11 protein-coding genes are annotated in these 16,275 nt (G+C 43.0%); 9 read left to right on the forward strand and 2 right to left on the reverse strand.

Annotated features, from left to right (window positions below):
• From ACMZ6Z_RS05360 to ACMZ6Z_RS05400, 9 genes are all read left to right on the forward strand, one after another.
• On the forward strand, nt 1-2,273 hold a 2,273-nt coding region (locus tag ACMZ6Z_RS05360), incomplete at its 5' end, for a MucBP domain-containing protein (RefSeq protein ID WP_416131578.1).
• A 452-nt stretch (nt 2,274-2,725) separates the two neighbouring features.
• Nucleotides 2,726-3,736: a tryptophan ABC transporter substrate-binding protein gene (gene trpX, locus ACMZ6Z_RS05365; RefSeq protein ID WP_416131579.1), complete on the forward strand. Its 1,011-nt coding sequence runs from the start codon at nt 2,726-2,728 to the stop codon at nt 3,734-3,736.
• A gap of 36 nt (nt 3,737-3,772) precedes the next feature.
• Nucleotides 3,773-4,642 (forward strand): ABC transporter permease, encoded by an 870-nt coding sequence (locus ACMZ6Z_RS05370; protein WP_416131580.1) that lies wholly within the window; start codon nt 3,773-3,775, stop codon nt 4,640-4,642.
• Entirely contained in the window at nt 4,639-5,400 is a 762-nt protein-coding gene (locus ACMZ6Z_RS05375) for an ABC transporter ATP-binding protein (protein ID WP_416131581.1), read from the forward strand. The genes ACMZ6Z_RS05370 and ACMZ6Z_RS05375 overlap by 4 nt, the downstream gene beginning before the upstream one ends.
• Nucleotides 5,401-5,595: 195 nt before the next feature.
• Nucleotides 5,596-7,257 (forward strand): ribonuclease J, encoded by a 1,662-nt coding sequence (locus ACMZ6Z_RS05380; RefSeq protein WP_416131582.1) that lies wholly within the window; start codon nt 5,596-5,598, stop codon nt 7,255-7,257.
• Nucleotides 7,258-7,330: 73 nt separating this feature from the next.
• A complete protein-coding gene (locus tag ACMZ6Z_RS05385) occupies nt 7,331-8,104 on the forward strand; it encodes an alpha/beta hydrolase (protein WP_416131583.1) in 774 nt (257 codons plus the stop codon).
• 128 nt (nt 8,105-8,232) lie between these two features.
• Entirely contained in the window at nt 8,233-8,493 is a 261-nt protein-coding gene (locus tag ACMZ6Z_RS05390; RefSeq protein ID WP_416131584.1) for a YSIRK-type signal peptide-containing protein, read from the forward strand.
• A gap of 178 nt (nt 8,494-8,671) precedes the next feature.
• The gene (locus tag ACMZ6Z_RS05395) at nt 8,672-11,764 is read left to right on the forward strand and encodes an LPXTG cell wall anchor domain-containing protein (protein ID WP_416131585.1); all 3,093 of its coding nucleotides are present in this window, start codon (nt 8,672-8,674) and stop codon (nt 11,762-11,764) included.
• A gap of 157 nt (nt 11,765-11,921) precedes the next feature.
• Complete coding sequence (locus tag ACMZ6Z_RS05400; protein ID WP_416131586.1) at nt 11,922-13,838, forward strand: ABC-F family ATP-binding cassette domain-containing protein; 1,917 nt, start codon at nt 11,922-11,924, stop codon at nt 13,836-13,838.
• 213 nt (nt 13,839-14,051) lie between these two features.
• Here the strand turns inward: ACMZ6Z_RS05400 and gatD are convergent, their stop codons facing one another.
• Both gatD and murT read right to left on the reverse strand, forming a co-directional pair.
• Entirely contained in the window at nt 14,052-14,840 is a 789-nt protein-coding gene (gene gatD, locus ACMZ6Z_RS05405) for a lipid II isoglutaminyl synthase subunit GatD (protein WP_416131587.1), read from the reverse strand.
• Nucleotides 14,840-16,177: a lipid II isoglutaminyl synthase subunit MurT gene (gene murT, locus ACMZ6Z_RS05410; RefSeq protein WP_416131588.1), complete on the reverse strand. Its 1,338-nt coding sequence runs from the start codon at nt 16,175-16,177 to the stop codon at nt 14,840-14,842. Before murT ends, gatD begins: the two co-directional genes overlap by 1 nt.
• Nucleotides 16,178-16,275 lie beyond the last annotated feature (98 nt).

Genomic DNA, 16,275 nt, shown 5'->3' on the forward strand with positions numbered 1-16,275 from the left:
ATGGTGGTAAATTGTATCGACTAGATACCACACAATTACCAGACAATGCCGAAGGTAAAGTCACAGAAGCGCCAATCACAGTCACGTACCGTTATAAATTAGTGACCGGAACAGTTACTACCAAGTATGTGAACGAAGCAGGCGACGAAATAAAAGTTGCAGATACCCAAGCCGATCTAGCCGTTAACTCAAATTATAAAACAACGAAAGAAAACGAGTTAAAACATGATGGTAAATTGTATCGTCTAGATGAAACAAAACTACCAGACAATGCCGAAGGTAAAGTCACAGAAGCGCCAATCACAGTAACGTACCGTTATAAATTAGTGACAGGAACAGTTACTACGAAGTATATGAACGAATCAGGCGAAGAGATTAAACCTGCGGATACGCAAGCCAATTTAGTCGTTAACTCAAATTATAAAACAACGAAAGAAAACGAGTTAGAACATGATGGCAAGTTGTATCGTCTAGATGAAACAAAACTACCAGACAATGCCGAAGGTAAAGTCACAGAAGCGCCAATCACAGTAACGTACCGTTATAAATTAGTGACCGGCACAGTTACTACCAAGTATGTGAATGAAGCAGGCGACGAAATTAAAGTTGCAGATACGCAAGCCAATCTAACTGTTAACTCAGACTACACCACATCAAGAGATGACGAAATCAATCACGATGGCAAAGTGTATCGTCTAGATAAAACGCAAGAACCGGATAACGCTAAAGGTAAAGTTGTCCAAGGCTCTATCACAGTTATTTATACTTATCGTTTAGCAACAAGTGTCGTGATAACAGAGTATGTTGATGATCAAGGCACGCCTTTACAACCAGCTACAACTCAGTCAGGTTTACCAATCAATGCTAACTATGTCACAACAGCTAAAGATCAGCTAATCACTTCTAACGGTCTTGTTTATCGCTTAAACCCAGATAAAGCTCCAGTGAATGCCAAAGGTAGCGTTACAGCCAAACCAATAATAGTTCGTTATTACTACCTTCCTGTCCGAGGAACGGTAACTGTCACATTTATTGATCAAGATACTGGTCAAGAAATAGCAGCCCCAACAACACCTTACAATTCTGTTATTGCTGGAACAGCTTATGATGTGACTAGTGAGGCACCTAAAACACTAACTCAAAATGGTATTGACTACGATTTAGTAGGTATTCAAACTGGAAATCCAGTAGGACAGGTTCCTGAGGGTAACCATAATGTCATCTATACTTATAAACGTGTGATTAAAAAAGGCTCTGTAGTCGTCCACTTCATTGATGAAGCTACGGGACAACGTCTACAAGGGTCATTAAATCCAATCACAGCTGCTGAGGAAGGCACGGACTACGATGTTAGTCATTTACCACCAAGTGTAATCAATCGTGGTGGTGAGAGTTATGAGTTAGTAGGCCTTCAAGCTGGCTCATCAGCTACTGGAAAAGTAGTGGCACAAACCACAGAAGTCACTTATCTCTATCGACAAGTACCAAAACGAGGTTCAGTTGTCTTACAATATGTTAATGAGGCTTCAGGCTTGCCATTACAAGATCCAGTCACCGTTTTAGAAAATCTTGTCGTTCAAACACCATTTGATGTTACAGGCAGAGCGCCAGAGATGCTTACAGTAAATGGTGTATCTTATCGTTTAGTTGGTCTTGACTCAGGCTCGTCAGCTAAAGGTACTATAACAGTGGGTATAACCACCGTTACTTATGTGTACAAGGAATTACCGAAACTTGGATCTGTCAAACTTCATTTTGTCGATAAAACGACTAAGCAGGCAATTCAAAATCCGATTACTGTAGTGACTGACCAACCTGTTGGTACTGATTATGATGTGACAAGTCAAGCGCCAAAAGAGTTAGTCATTGATGGTAACCAATACAAGCGTGTCGGTCTTCACTCTGGCGTCGCTACAGGTAACATAATAGAAGGTGAGACACATGTAGTCTTCCTTTATGAAGCTATCAAGAAAACGACAACGACAGAGTCTGTCCCTCCAAGGGAACCTCAAAATCCGACTGACAAGGAGAAGTCACCTAAAACTCATTCCATAGAAAAAGGGAACTCTTCAACAACAAAAGATAAGGAGAAGAAAGAAGATAAGATAGAAGAATCACATTCTAAATCGTCTTCTAAGCCTTCTGAAAGCCAAAAAGCTAATCTACCAAAAACGGGAGAAATGTCTCATCCGTTTGAGATAGTTGGGTATTCTATGCTTATCAGCTTATGGTTATTAAAAAAAGATGGACTTAAAAAAAAGAAAAGTAATTAAAGACTAGTTTGTACTAGTTGCTTGAGACGACGATTTCAGTTTTCCCTTTAAAATGCCATAAGTATTTATTACAAACGAAAAACGGCCAATTTTAGCTTGCTATATTTTAGCTAATGACCTTGGTCGTTTTTTGATGTCAAATGATAGAATTTTGGCAAAAAAAAAAACAAAAAAGGGCTTGTTATTGTGAGAATTAGTGATATAATATTAAAAAACATGAAAAAAGGAGAGCTGATATGACAAAACACATGACACTTTGGCAAAGCTGGCGTAGGTAAAAGTTGTGTTTGTGTGATTTAGCATAGATACGACTTTTGATGTACTTCAAAAAGGACAGTATCTATGCGTAGTGATATCAGTCGATAAGACAGAGGTAGAAGCGCGTAGTTTTTAAGACTAGGTGCTTTTCTTTTTGGATAATGGTAATTTATTGAAAAAAAGGAGATAGAAACATGAAAAATAAAACACTTATGGGAACTCTAGCCCTACTGGCAGTTGTGATTTTTGGAGCGATTTTTTACAATCTTGGCCAAGGTAATTCTAGTGCCAAACCTGAGGCAAAAGCCAAAGTTAAGGTAGGGATCCTACAGTTTGTCACTCATGATGCCTTAGATGCCATCAATGCAGGGATCATCAAAGGTCTCGAAGAATCAGGATATGGTAAAGACAAGGTTGCTATTGATTACGTCAATGCCGAAGCAGACCAATCTAAGATTCAGACCATGAGCAAAAAACTTGTCGCAAATGGTAATGATGTGGTTGTTGGGATTGCGACACCAGCTGCTCAAGGCTTGGCCAATGCGACAAAGGATATTCCCGTTGTGATGGGCGCTATCTCTGACCCAGTTGGTGCCAAACTAGTATCTGATCTCAAACACCCGTCAGGCAATATCACAGGGGTTTCTAATCAAGTTCCTGTGGCTCAAGCCGTTGAGCTGATCAAAGCCTTAACACCAAATGCTCAAACCATTGGCGTTCTCTACTCAAGCAATGAAGACAATTCTCAAAGCCAGGTTAAAAAATTTGAGCAATTAGCCAAAGAAAAAGGTTTGAGCGTCATCACCTACGCAGTGCCTTCAACCAACGAAATCACTTCAACCATGTCAGTCATGACTGGCAAAGTGGATGCTGTTTTTGTTCCCCAAGACAATACCATTGCTAGTGCCATGAAAACCGTTGCGGCTTCTGCCAATAAAGCACAGTTACCAGTCTATGTGGTTGATGATAGTATGGTTAAAAATGGTGGCTTTGCAGCAGTTGGTCAAAATCAATTTGACATTGGGGTTGAAACGGGTAAAATGGTCGCTAAAATTCTTAAAGGTCAAAAAGTTAAGGACCTGCCAGTCACTGTGATTGATACAGGAACACCGACACTCAATATGAAAGTGGCTAAAGAGCTTGGCATTACCATTCCTAAAGACCTTATGGATAAGGCAGAAATCTCAGTTAAGGCTGAAGACTAAATAAGCCGCTTAAAGGCGATTATAAAGGACAAACAAATGATTATTTCTTCCATTTCACAAGGACTTTTGTATGGGATTCTTGGCTTAGGGATTTACCTGACCTTTCGCATCCTTAATTTCCCAGATTTGACCACCGAGGGTTCTTTTCCACTTGGTGGTGCAGTCGTGGTAACCCTTCTTAATCTCGGCTGGCATCCACTGGTAGCGACGTTGTTTGCCGTTTTGGCAGGCTGTCTAGCAGGCCTAGTATCAGGCTTACTTTACACAAAGGGTAAAATACCAACGATTTTAGCAGGTATCTTGGTCATGACCTCTCTCAACTCTATTATGCTGATGATTATGGGGCGTGCCAATCTTGGTCTTTTGGAGATCACAACCATCCAAGACTTCTTGCCTTTTGAGACGAGTTATAATCTCTTACTACTCAGTTTGCTGGCTGTGATAGTGGTCATTGGCTTTTTAATCCTCTTTCTCAATACCCGACTAGGACAAGCCTATATCGCGACAGGTGACAATCGTGATATGGCTAAGAGTTTTGGGATTTCTACGGATAAGATGGAAGTGATGGGCTTGGTGGTCTCTAATGGGATCATAGCGCTATCTGGCGCCCTTATTAGTCAGCAAGATGGCTATGCGGACGTGTCCAAAGGCCTCGGGATTATTGTCATTGGTCTGGCCGGCATCATTGTCGGTGAGGTGATTTATGCCAGTGAGTTGACCTTTTTGGAGCGGTTGATAACCATTGTGATTGGAGCGATTGGTTACCAATTCTTGATAACAGCCGTGATAGCACTTGGTTTTAATACCAATTACCTCAAGCTCTTTAGTGCCATTGTTCTTGCGATTTGCTTGATGGTACCTGTTTTAAAAGATAAAATCATCAAAGGAGCCAAGGTGACAAGATGAGAAAAATAGTTGAATTACAAAAAGCCACTGTCAGAGTAAACAATGGCTCAAATGATTATAAGACCATCTTGGATGCTGTGGATTTGACCATCTATGAGCAGGACTTTATCACTATTTTAGGTGGAAACGGTGCTGGCAAATCAACCCTATTTAATGTCATTGCAGGTAGCTTAAGGTTGAGTAGCGGTAAGATTCTTATCATGGGAGACGACGTGACCCATTTGACAGCTGAAAAGCGTGCCAAATACCTAGCGCGTGTCTTCCAAGATCCTAAAATGGGGACAGCTCCTCGAATGACTGTGGCTGAAAATCTCTTGATAGCCAAATACCGTGGTGAGAAGCGAGGACTTATTCCAAGGCGGATTCATCAGTTTAAAGAAGACTTTCAAGGCTTAATTGCCAAAATTGGCAATGGGCTTGAAAAGCATTTGGACACGCCAACAAACGTTTTATCCGGTGGTCAAAGACAGGCTCTTAGCTTGTTGATGGCAACCATTAAGCGTCCTGATTTGTTGCTCCTTGATGAACATACCGCAGCTTTAGATCCCAAGACCAGCGTTTCACTCATGAACGTGACTGACGCATTTGTCCAAAAAGATAAGTTGACAGCCCTCATGATTACACATCGTATGGAGGATGCTCTCAAATATGGAAATCGCCTGATTGTCATGAAAGAAGGCAAGATTATCAATGATTTATCAGCAGATGAGAAGGCAGACCTTTCGATCTCGGATTATTATCAAGTCTTTGACGCTTAAAGCAGTTGTGATAATTGAAAAATAAGCCACAAAGTTGTATACTGGATAGTGAGTATGCAGCTTTTTTGCTATGATCTATCAGAAGATATTGCCGAATGAGAGGCTATTTGATGAAGTGCTCTGGCGACAGAGCCTTATCACAACAGCGATTTGTTGTGAAAATGATATCAATACGATAATGATTAAGGAGAATAAATGAGCGATATCAAAATTATGGCTTTGGGTGGAGTTCGTGAAAACGGCAAAAACCTTTATGTTGTGGAAATCAACGATGCCATTTTTGTTTTGGATGCAGGGTTAAAATACCCTGAAAATGAACAGTTAGGGGTTGATGTGGTCATCCCAAATCTGGATTACTTGATTGACAATAAGGACCGTGTCCAAGGTGTCTTTTTGACCCACGGTCACGCTGATGCCATCGGCGCCTTGCCCTATCTTTTAGGAGCTGTCAAAGTACCCGTTTTTGGCTCGGAATTAACCATTGAACTGGCTAAATTGATGGTTCAAAATAATTCATCCATCAAAAACTATAACCATTTCCATGTGGTCAATAGTGAGACTGAGATTGAATTTGGGGATGCAGTGGTTTCTTTTTTCAAGACGACTCACTCTATTCCTGAGAGTTTGGGAATTGTGCTTGGCACTAAAAAAGGCAATATTGTTTATACTGGAGACTTCAAGTTTGACCAAGCAGCCAAGGATGCCTATTATACAGACTTTGCGCGTTTAGCAGAGATTGGACGTGAGGGTGTCTTAGCGCTTTTGGCAGATTCTGCGAACGCGACCAGCACAGAGACAGTGGCCAGTGAAGCGGAAGTTGGTCTTGAAATCGACCAAGTCATCGGTGATGCCCAAGGCCGTGTGATTGTAGCAGCAGTGTCAAGTAATCTGGCACGTATCCAGCAAGTTTTTGATGCTGCTCTTGGTTGCGGTCGTCGTGTTGTTCTCACAGGATTTGATGTTGAAAATATTGTCAGAACAGCTATTCGTCTGAAAAAGTTGACCATCCATGATGAGCGTATTATGGTCAAACCAAATGAGATGACCAAGTTTGAGGATCATGAGTTGGTGATTTTGGAAACAGGTCGTATGGGTGAGCCGATCAATAGTTTGCAAAAAATGGCTATTGGTCGTCACCGTTATGTGCAGATTAAAGACGGTGATTTGGTTTATATCGTGACGACCCCAAGCATTGCCAAAGAAGCCGTAGTGGCTCGTGTGGAAAATATGATTTACAAGGCTGGGGGCTCTGTCAAGCAGATTACGCAACACCTGCGCGTGTCGGGTCATGCCAATGGTCGTGATTTGCAGCTCTTGCTAAACCTCATCAAGCCTCAGTACCTCTTTCCTATCCAAGGAGAGTATCGTGATTTAGCAGCTCACGCCAATATGGCTCAAGAAATAGGCATGTCTCCAGAGACTATCTATATCATGAAACGTGGCGATATCATGCACTTATCAGACCAAGGATTCCTACATGAAGGTGCTGTACCAGCTGGTGATGTGATGATTGATGGAAATGCTATTGGTGAGGTAGGCAATATCGTCTTACGTGACCGTAAAGTCCTCTCAGAAGATGGTATCTTTATCATTGCCATGACGGTTAATAAAAAAGAAGGTAAGATTGTCACTCGTGCCAAAATCAACACACGTGGTTTTGTCTACGTTAAGAAGAGCCGTGATATTCTTCGTGAATCAGCGGACTTGGTTAACACGACGGTTGAAAATTATCTAGCCGAGGATGGTTTTGATTGGAGCGAGCTTAAAGGTTTGGTGCGTGATCATATCGGGAAATTCTTATTTGATCAGACTAAACGCCGTCCTGCGATTTTACCAGTGATTATGGAAGTGCGTTAACATCAATCATAAGCAAGAGAAGTTGAGCGATAGTCTCAGCTTCTTTCTATAAGCCATAGAAAAGAGGAACATCATGGCATTTTTTCAAATAGAATACCATTCAACGGTGCTAGGTCTCTATCGTCAGGTCGATGTCTTGTACCCAGATGCCGATCAAATAGACGAGCAGTATCGTGATGATAAGGACATTCCTGTCCTATATCTCCTACATGGCATGGGAGGAAATCATCACTCCTGGACCTCACGCACACATTTGGAGCGCTTGGTGCGTCAGACCAATCTCATCATTATCATGCCAAATGGTGATAATGGTTTTTATACCAATACCACCTATGGTTCACGGTATTTTGATGCTATAGCTACAGAGCTTCCTCAGGTGATGCGGCGTTTCTTTCCAAACATGACAACTAAGCGTGACAAAACCTTTATTGCTGGCTTGTCAATGGGAGGTTATGGGGCTTTTAAGCTGGCCATGCTCACCAATCAATATGCTGTTGCAGGGTCTTTTTCAGGGGCTTTAGGCTTTGATTTTGAGCATAAGGAGATGACATCTGACTATTGGAGAGGGTTGTTTGGTAGCCTTAAAGACTTTCAAGCTAGTGATAATAACCTACAAGTAGCTGCCCAAAAAGCTGATGGCAAGACACGCTTTTATGCTTGGTGCGGTTACGAGGACTTCCTCTATGAGGTCAATAATCAAGCCGTTGCTGCTTTCAGGGAGGCAGGATTAGACATCGACTATCAAAAAGATCACGGCAAGCACGAGTGGTACTACTGGGAGAAGCAAGTGGCAGTTTTCTTGGAAATGCTACCTATCGACTATGTTAAGGAGGAGCGATTGTCCTAAAAAATGGGGTGTAATCAAAAGGTTCTCAGAGATTTTTTCCGTGATCACATGGGTGAAAATATCTTGTAATCATGTTATAATAGGCTTAGGTAATAGTGCCTAAAAAGTAAAAAGGAGTTTTTATTGTTATGAAAGGTTTATTTGATACCAAGCAGACGTTCTCGCTGAGAAAGTTAAAGGCTTATGGGACAGCGTCTGTTCTATTGGGGATGCTGGCGCTCGCCAATCCAAGCAACCCTGGTGTGCAAGCAGATGAGGTAGAGGGAGGTAGTTCGTCACCGACCTCGTCAGATGAGTCCCTTGAGGCGGCAGCACCGACAGCGTCTCCAGTGCTCGAGACAGACCACTTATTTATCCAGACAGAAGGTTCAGAACAGCCATCTGCCTAAGAGTTATCTGAATTATCAGAAAATGGGGGGGGGGGGGGTAGACCCCACTAGCCCACCCCCTGTAGGGAAAAACCAGATAAGCGAGGATGCATCGCCAGCATCTGGGCAATTCCCATCAGCAACTAGCAAGCAGGAGGTCCTTACCGAAGCTTCTAGTACTCTTAGTTACAAAGACCACTTGGAGACGGCTAGAGCAAGCGCCCTCGCCCAACTTGACACGCTCAAGGAAGCCTTGGGCACAGAGGCTTATCAGAGCTATCAACGCCAACTGACCAATACCACGCAAATCTCTCTTTTGGAGCGTATCTTAGAGCGAGCACAGGCCAGACAGACACAAGAATCTCAAGAAACAGCGCCTGCGACAGAAGGGGTTAGTGAAGCAACTCAACCCAAAGTACGAAGTAGGCGTGCTGCAAAAACTACCAAAAAGGTTAATTTGACTGTTAATCTTAAAATTACAGATGGTAGTGGAACTTTGGATCAGTTATTTCCTGAGACAATCTCTCTTTTTGGTCAAGGTACAGTAGAGGAGGATCCACAACAACTTTATAAGTTATTTGTTTCTGAAAAACAGTCTATTTCAACCTCATCAACGTTTAGCGTATCTTTCGATGTTCCAACTGATTTGAAATCCTTTTGGCTTTATGTCGATCCTTCAGAAGACTATTATTTTAAGTTTGATCATGAAAGGATAGAGCTTAAGGGTACAGAGGATGTCACTAAGACAATCACTGCATCCATAACTAAAATAAGCCGTAAAACTGACGATAATAAGTTCAAAAAACCAGAGTTGCTCGTTGAATTTCAAGATGCGGAAGGAAATCTGCTACTGCCAGACGAACCCCTTCTGATTTCTGCAACTCATAAACCTCATGGTAACCGTGATTATTCCGTATTGTTTTCTAATGAAAAGCTAGATGATTTTAATCTTCTGAACTATTCACGGTTCAAACAATTAGATAATAGGCTGGCTACTCTTAATGAATTATTTAATCCTACAACTGTCATCGAACTGACGAACATAAAACCCATCCTTGGGTTTAATGGGCAACTCTATCACCGAATTGACAACAATTCAACTATTATAGAGCCTGGTAAAAAAGTTATCTACACTTACGAAAAAATTGATCCTGTCAGCTTTGAGGTGCCAGGAGTGAGGGTTTATAGAGGGGATGCTCACCCGGATGTGGCTACGGCTCTAGCAGCCATCACTGTGTCAGATCAAAACTCTAAAAAAGGCATTGTTATCAAAGACCGTGTGATTTTAGACGAGGAGTACGGCTATCAACCCCCAAGTACAGCGACATTAGGTGAGCAGCCAGCTGCCTATACCGCAGCTATTATCTACGACATCCCACTCTCAAATGGTGAAACCTTTGAACAGATGAAGCTTGTAAGCATTCCCTTGACAGTCCTTGAAGAACCAGTCATCAGTGTTGACTTCAAAGACAACTATGGAAATGTCATTGATGCGGCTCCAAATCTTGAAGTGACTTATGATGGGGGCAAAGCACGCCCAGGCGTGACCTATACGATTGTAACGCCTCAAACCACCATCTTGCGCAATGGTCACACTTATCATAGAGTTGATGAGACGCCATTGACAGGTCGTTTAGGTGATCGTCCACAAAATATTAGTTTTAGATATGATCGTATTGATTCAGTGGCCTTTGGTCGTTCGACTGTCTTTGTCGAGCAAGGTCAGGCGCTTACCTCTGAAGCAATTAAAACAGCCATCAGTTTGCCAAATGGTAGTACGGGTCTTACCATAAAAACGATTCAAGTACCAGAAGATCTCCCAGCTACGACTCAGTCAGGCTATGCACCAGCAGATATCCTAACAACAGTCACCTATGAGGTAGCCCTCTCTAATGGTCAGAAGCTAGAGCAACAAGTCAATGTCCCTGTCCGTGTTTTTGTCTTAAAACCAGGTAAAGCAGGAACATCTGTTACAGTTGCGGGTGTTGAAGTTGATCCTGTTACAGGTAATACTGTCGTGACCCTATCAGATGGGACTAAACTCACAGTTGTAAAAGGTCAGCCCGGCGATAAAGGTCCTCAAGGCGACGCTGGAGTCCAAGGCCCAACGGGTGACAAAGGTCCTCAAGGCGATCCTGGTGTCCAAGGCCCAACAGGTGACAAGGGTCCTCAAGGTGATCCCGGCGTTCAAGGCCCAACAGGAGACAAGGGTCCTCAGGGCGACGCAGGTGTCCAAGGTCCAACGGGTGATAAGGGTCCTCAAGGCGACGCAGGTGTCCAAGGTCCAACAGGCGACAAAGGCCCTCAAGGGGATCCTGGTGTTCAAGGCCCAGCTGGAGACAAGGGTCCACAAGGCGACGCAGGTGTCCAAGGTCCTGTAGGTGACAAAGGCCCTCAAGGCGACGCAGGTGTCCAAGGTCCAACAGGCGACAAGGGTCCTCAAGGCGATCCAGGTGTTCAAGGTCCAGCTGGAGATAAAGGTCCTCAGGGTGACGCTGGCGTTCAAGGCCAAACGGGTGATAAGGGTCCCCAAGGCGACCCTGGCGCTCAAGGCCCAGCTGGCGACAAAGGTCCTCAAGGCGACGCTGGAGTCCAAGGCCCAACGGGTGACAAAGGTCCTCAAGGCGACGCTGGTGTTCAAGGTCCAGCTGGAGATAAAGGTCCTCAGGGCGACAAAGGTCCACAAGGCGACGCTGGCGTTCAAGGTCCAACAGGAGACAAGGGTCCTCAAGGCGATCCTGGTGTCCAAGGTCCAACAGGCGACAAGGGTCCTCAAGGCGATCCCGGAGCTCAAGGTCCAGCTGGTGACAAGGGTCCTCAGGGTGATAAAGGTCCAGCTGGAGACAAAGGTCCTCAGGGCGACGCTGGTGTCCAAGGTCCAACAGGAGACAAGGGTCCTCAAGGAGATAAAGGTCCTCAGGGTGACGCTGGTGTTCAAGGTCCAACAGGAGACAAGGGTCCTCAAGGCGACGCTGGCGTTCAAGGCCCAACGGGTGACCAAAATTCTCAAGCGCATCGTGTTTCAGTAGGGACAGTTGCTTCCCTAGCCCAAAATGCCACTGCTAGCAATGGTCATCTAGTAGGTGGTGCAGTTGCTACTCTAGGAATAACTGCTACTCCAGTACCTTCAGCTAGTGATACCTCAGTGATAACTTTATCAAATAAAGAAGCTTCAACAGACTCATTACCACAAACTGGAGAAGTGGCAACAGTAACTAGCCTTATCGGTTTAGCAACCCTAGTGACTGGACTTAGCTTAGTACGTCAGAAAAAAGACAACGAATTAAACTAAAATTTTTAGATTGTTAATGTATTTAGGTTACCTAAAATTAGCAAACGGTTATCAATAGAAAAGTCAGCAGTGTTTTGATAACGCTGCTGACTTTTAGGTATGAATCAAATAGCATCACTCCCTTTTAGGATCAAGGTCTTTTTGGTATAATAAGACTATGATTATTTTACAAGCAAACAGGATTGAACGTTCTTTCGCTGGAGAAGTCTTATTTGATCAGATCAACCTACAAATCGATGAAAAGGATCGTATAGCGCTAGTCGGTAAAAATGGTGCTGGCAAATCAACGCTCTTAAAAATACTGGTTGGTGAAGAAAAGCCAACCAGTGGCGACATCATCACTAAACGTGACCTACAGATGTCTTATTTGGCACAAGACAGCCGTTTTGAGTCTGAAAACACTATCTATAATGAACTCCTAGCTGTTTTTAAGGATTTGAGACATGATGAACAGCAGCTACGCCAAATGGAAAATCAAATGGCAGACTTATCTAGCACTGACCTAGATAAACTCATGAGCCAGTACGATAGGCTGTCAGAGCGTTTTCGTCAGGCAGGTGGGTTTACCTATGAGAGTGATATTCGTGCCATTCTTAATGGTTTTAAATTTGACGATAGCATGTGGGAGATGAAGGTATCAGAGCTATCTGGTGGTCAAAATACTCGCCTAGCCCTTGCTCGTATGCTCTTGCAAAAGCCCGAACTGCTCATCCTCGATGAGCCGACCAACCATCTGGACATTGAGACCATTGCTTGGCTGGAAAATTACCTCGCCAACTATCAAGGCGCTCTTCTCATTGTCAGCCATGACCGTTATTTTCTTGATAAAGTAGCGACGGTGACGCTGGATCTCAACCGCCATTCTTTGGACCGTTATATGGGGAATTATTCTAAGTTTATAGAACTCAAGGCTGAGCGACTAGCCACAGAAGCCAAACAGTTTGATAAACAGCAAAAAGAAATCGCCAAATTAGAAGATTTTGTCCAAAAAAATATTGTCCGTGCTTCAACAACCAAGCGTGCTCAAGCCCGCCGTAAACAGCTGGATAAGATGGAGCGTCTGGACAAACCAAGGACTGGTCAAAAATCAGCCAATATGACCTTTCAGGCTGATAAATCTTCAGGCAATCTTGTCCTAGCCATAGAGGATGCAGCGATTGGGTATCAGCCTAAGGTCTTGTGTCAGTCTATCTCTATGGTATTGCATAAGCGAGATGCCATCGCAATAGTTGGACCAAATGGTATTGGAAAGACGACGCTACTAAAAGCCATCATTGGACAACTCCCTTTTTTAAAGGGTCAAGCTCGTCTTGGTGCTAATGTGGAGGTAGGCTACTATGACCAGACCCAGTCTCATCTCACGCCGGACAACACCGTTTTAGAGGAGTTGTGGAATGACTTTGCGAGCGTTCCTGAGCTGGCTATTCGAAACCGTTTGGGGGCCTTTTTGTTCTCAGGAGATGACGTCAAAAAATCAGTCAGCATGCTCTCTGGTGGTGAAAAAGCTCGCCTTCTTTTGGCGAAATTATCCATGAAAAATCATAATTTTCTCATCCTTGATGAGCCAACCAATCACTTGGATATTGATAGCAAGGAAGTTTTAGAAGATGCTTTGCTTGCTTTTGACGGTAGCCTACTATTTGTCAGCCATGATCGCTATTTTATCAACCGTCTGGCGACAAAGGTTTTGGAAATCTCTGAAGAAGGTTCAAACCTTTACCTTGGTGATTATGATTACTACCTTGACAAAAAAGCAGAGCAAGTCCTCAAGACAGAAACAGCAACTCACCAAGCTAGTCACGAAACACCACTCTCTCAAGGTTCAGTGGATTATCAAATCCAAAAAGCCAATCAAAAGGAAATGCGTAAAGTCACCCGCCGCATAGAGACCATCGAGTCTGAGTTAGAAACGATTGACATACAAGAAAAAAGCATCACAGATCAAATGACGACTAGCAACGACCCGATGCTTTTAGCAGATTTGCAAAAAGAGCTGGAACACCTTCACGACAAGCAAATGCTTTTGATGGAGGAGTGGGAAGAGCTAACCCAAATCCTTGAAGAGCCTTGCTAAAAGAGCCGGGCTTAGACGATTTACGAAGATGATAGAAACATCAAAAAACAAACCTCAATAATGAGATTTGTCTTACGATGAGTGAGGCTGGGCATGACGTCCAGCCTTTTAAAATAATCCTAGAAAACACCATGTGATAATGTGCTCAATGAACTCTGATTTCTAAAATGAGAGGGCAAAGACGCCCTCTCATGTGCTTGTTGGAGTTCTTGTTTAATCTTCAACTGTGGCTTTTGACTTAACGTCGACATACTCTTCAGGTGTCTCAAGGCTAAGGATATCGTCATAGCTAGGCAATATAAGGTCTTGACCGTACTTATTTTTAAGAGCAGTTGTGACCAGACGGTAAGCCAGATTTGCATTTCGTGATAAGATAGGTCCATGGAAGTAAGAACCATAAACATTCTTATAGTGAACCCCTTCGCTATCATCTTTCTCGTTGTTACCATTGCCGTAAATCACTCTGCCAAGCGGTTTTTCATCGTCTGAGAGGAAGGTACGCCCCTGGTGATTTTCAAAACCGTAATAGGTCTCGTTAAAGGTATCATTATGAATTTTGATGTCACCAATAAAACGGTTATTGTCTTGGTTGAGGGTGTAATGCCCCATAACCCCGATACCATTGATTTTAACACCGTTGGCTTGAATATAGTATTGACCTAAAAGCTGAAAGCCACCACAAATAGCCAAGATGACCTTATGATCTTGAATAAATTGATCAATGGTCTCTTTTTTAGTCGGCAAATCTTTTGCCACGATGGACTGCTCATAATCTTGACCACCACCAAAGAAGACAATATCATAGTGGTTGTTGTCAAAGTGATCGCCAATCGAGACGATATCAACAGTCACTTCAGCCCCTAATTTTTCACCAACATACTTCATCATGAGGATGTTACCATTATCACCATAGGTATTGAGCAAATCGCCGTACAAGTGAGCCAGGTTGAGTTGGTATTGATAATCACGGTCTTGAGGCGAGTGTAAAGAGGTATAAACCATTAGTGGATGTCCTTTCCAAGAGATTTTTGACGTGTCAGAAGGTCACGAAATTCAAGCATGGCGGTATAGGTAGCTAGGATATAGGCATGATCGGCTTCTTGTTGCTCAATCATGGTGATGATATCAGTTAGTTTTTGTGCTTGATGGATGTGATTTTCTGGATAGCCTGTTACCCTCAAGCGTCTAGCGATTTCGGAGTGACGTACCCCACCAGCATTGATTTGCGTAATGGGCATGTCATTGATGGCTTCAAAGTTGGCATCCCAAATCCAAGAAGTATCAATCCCATCAGCATAGTTAGCATTGAGAAGAACAGATAACGAGAAGGGATAATCAGCTAATCTGATCATGTCAAGGGCTTGACTGGCACCGACAGGATTTTTAATCAAGACAAGGGTACAGGATTTACCCCCTATTTTAAAGGTTTCTTGACGCCCAAAGACGGCACGACTCTTGTCAAATCCAGACTTAATCTGGTCTTTAGAAACCCCGAAAAATTCAGCAACCGCAACCGCAGCAAGGGCATTATAGATATTATACAAGCCACCAATATTGATCTTATAGTCCTGCCCATCAATCACAAAGGCAGAACTGGTATTGGTGATTTGCTTTAAGGCGGTGACTTGATAGTCTAGTGGTGGTCGATGAAAATCACAGTTAAGGCAGATATAGTCACCTAGGTTAGCATAAGTGTTTAGCTTGTATCGTAAAATGTGGTGACAGCGAGGGCAGACAATGCCTTCGGTATTATAGTGGGCTAGCCGTGGTTCATGTGATGTGGTATTAAAGCCATAATAACGGACAGGATTAGGCACTTGTCGCGAATAAAAGAGAGGACTATCACCATTGGCTAGAATAGTTGCTTGAGGAGCATTAGCAGCACCTGCTACAATCATGTCATAAGTCGTGTAAATCTCACCGTAGCGATCCATTTGATCACGAAAAATATTGGTAAAGACAAAGAGGCTTGGTTTGATGTGTTGGGTGATCTTTGATAAACTGGCTTCATCAACCTCTAGGACGGCTATTTTTTTGCCTGATTTGCCAGTTTTGGCAGTTAAGAAAGTAGATGTAATCCCATTGATCATATTGGCGCCACTTGGGTTGGTTACAATGTCTCCGAAAGCCTCTTTTAAGATACCAACAGTTAGTGCAGTGGTTAGGGTTTTACCGTTTGTCCCTGTCACGATAACAATCTCATAATCTTTAGCAAGTTTGCTCAAAATATTTGGGTCGCATTTAAGGGCTAATTGGCCAGGAAGAGTTGATCCCCGGCCCATTTTTGAAAGGATAAAGTGAGCTGTTTTTCCAGCCATTATGCCTAATTGAGTTTTCATATTGATATTCCTAATACTAGTTTTTAGATAAGCTTATTTTAACAAAAATACTACAAACTAGCTAGAGAAAATGCTATAATAAAATGAGTGTCCTTAAA

This window comes from Streptococcus pluranimalium (assembly GCF_047785705.1).
In the GTDB taxonomy this organism is placed as follows: Bacteria; Bacillota; Bacilli; order Lactobacillales; family Streptococcaceae; genus Streptococcus; species Streptococcus pluranimalium_A.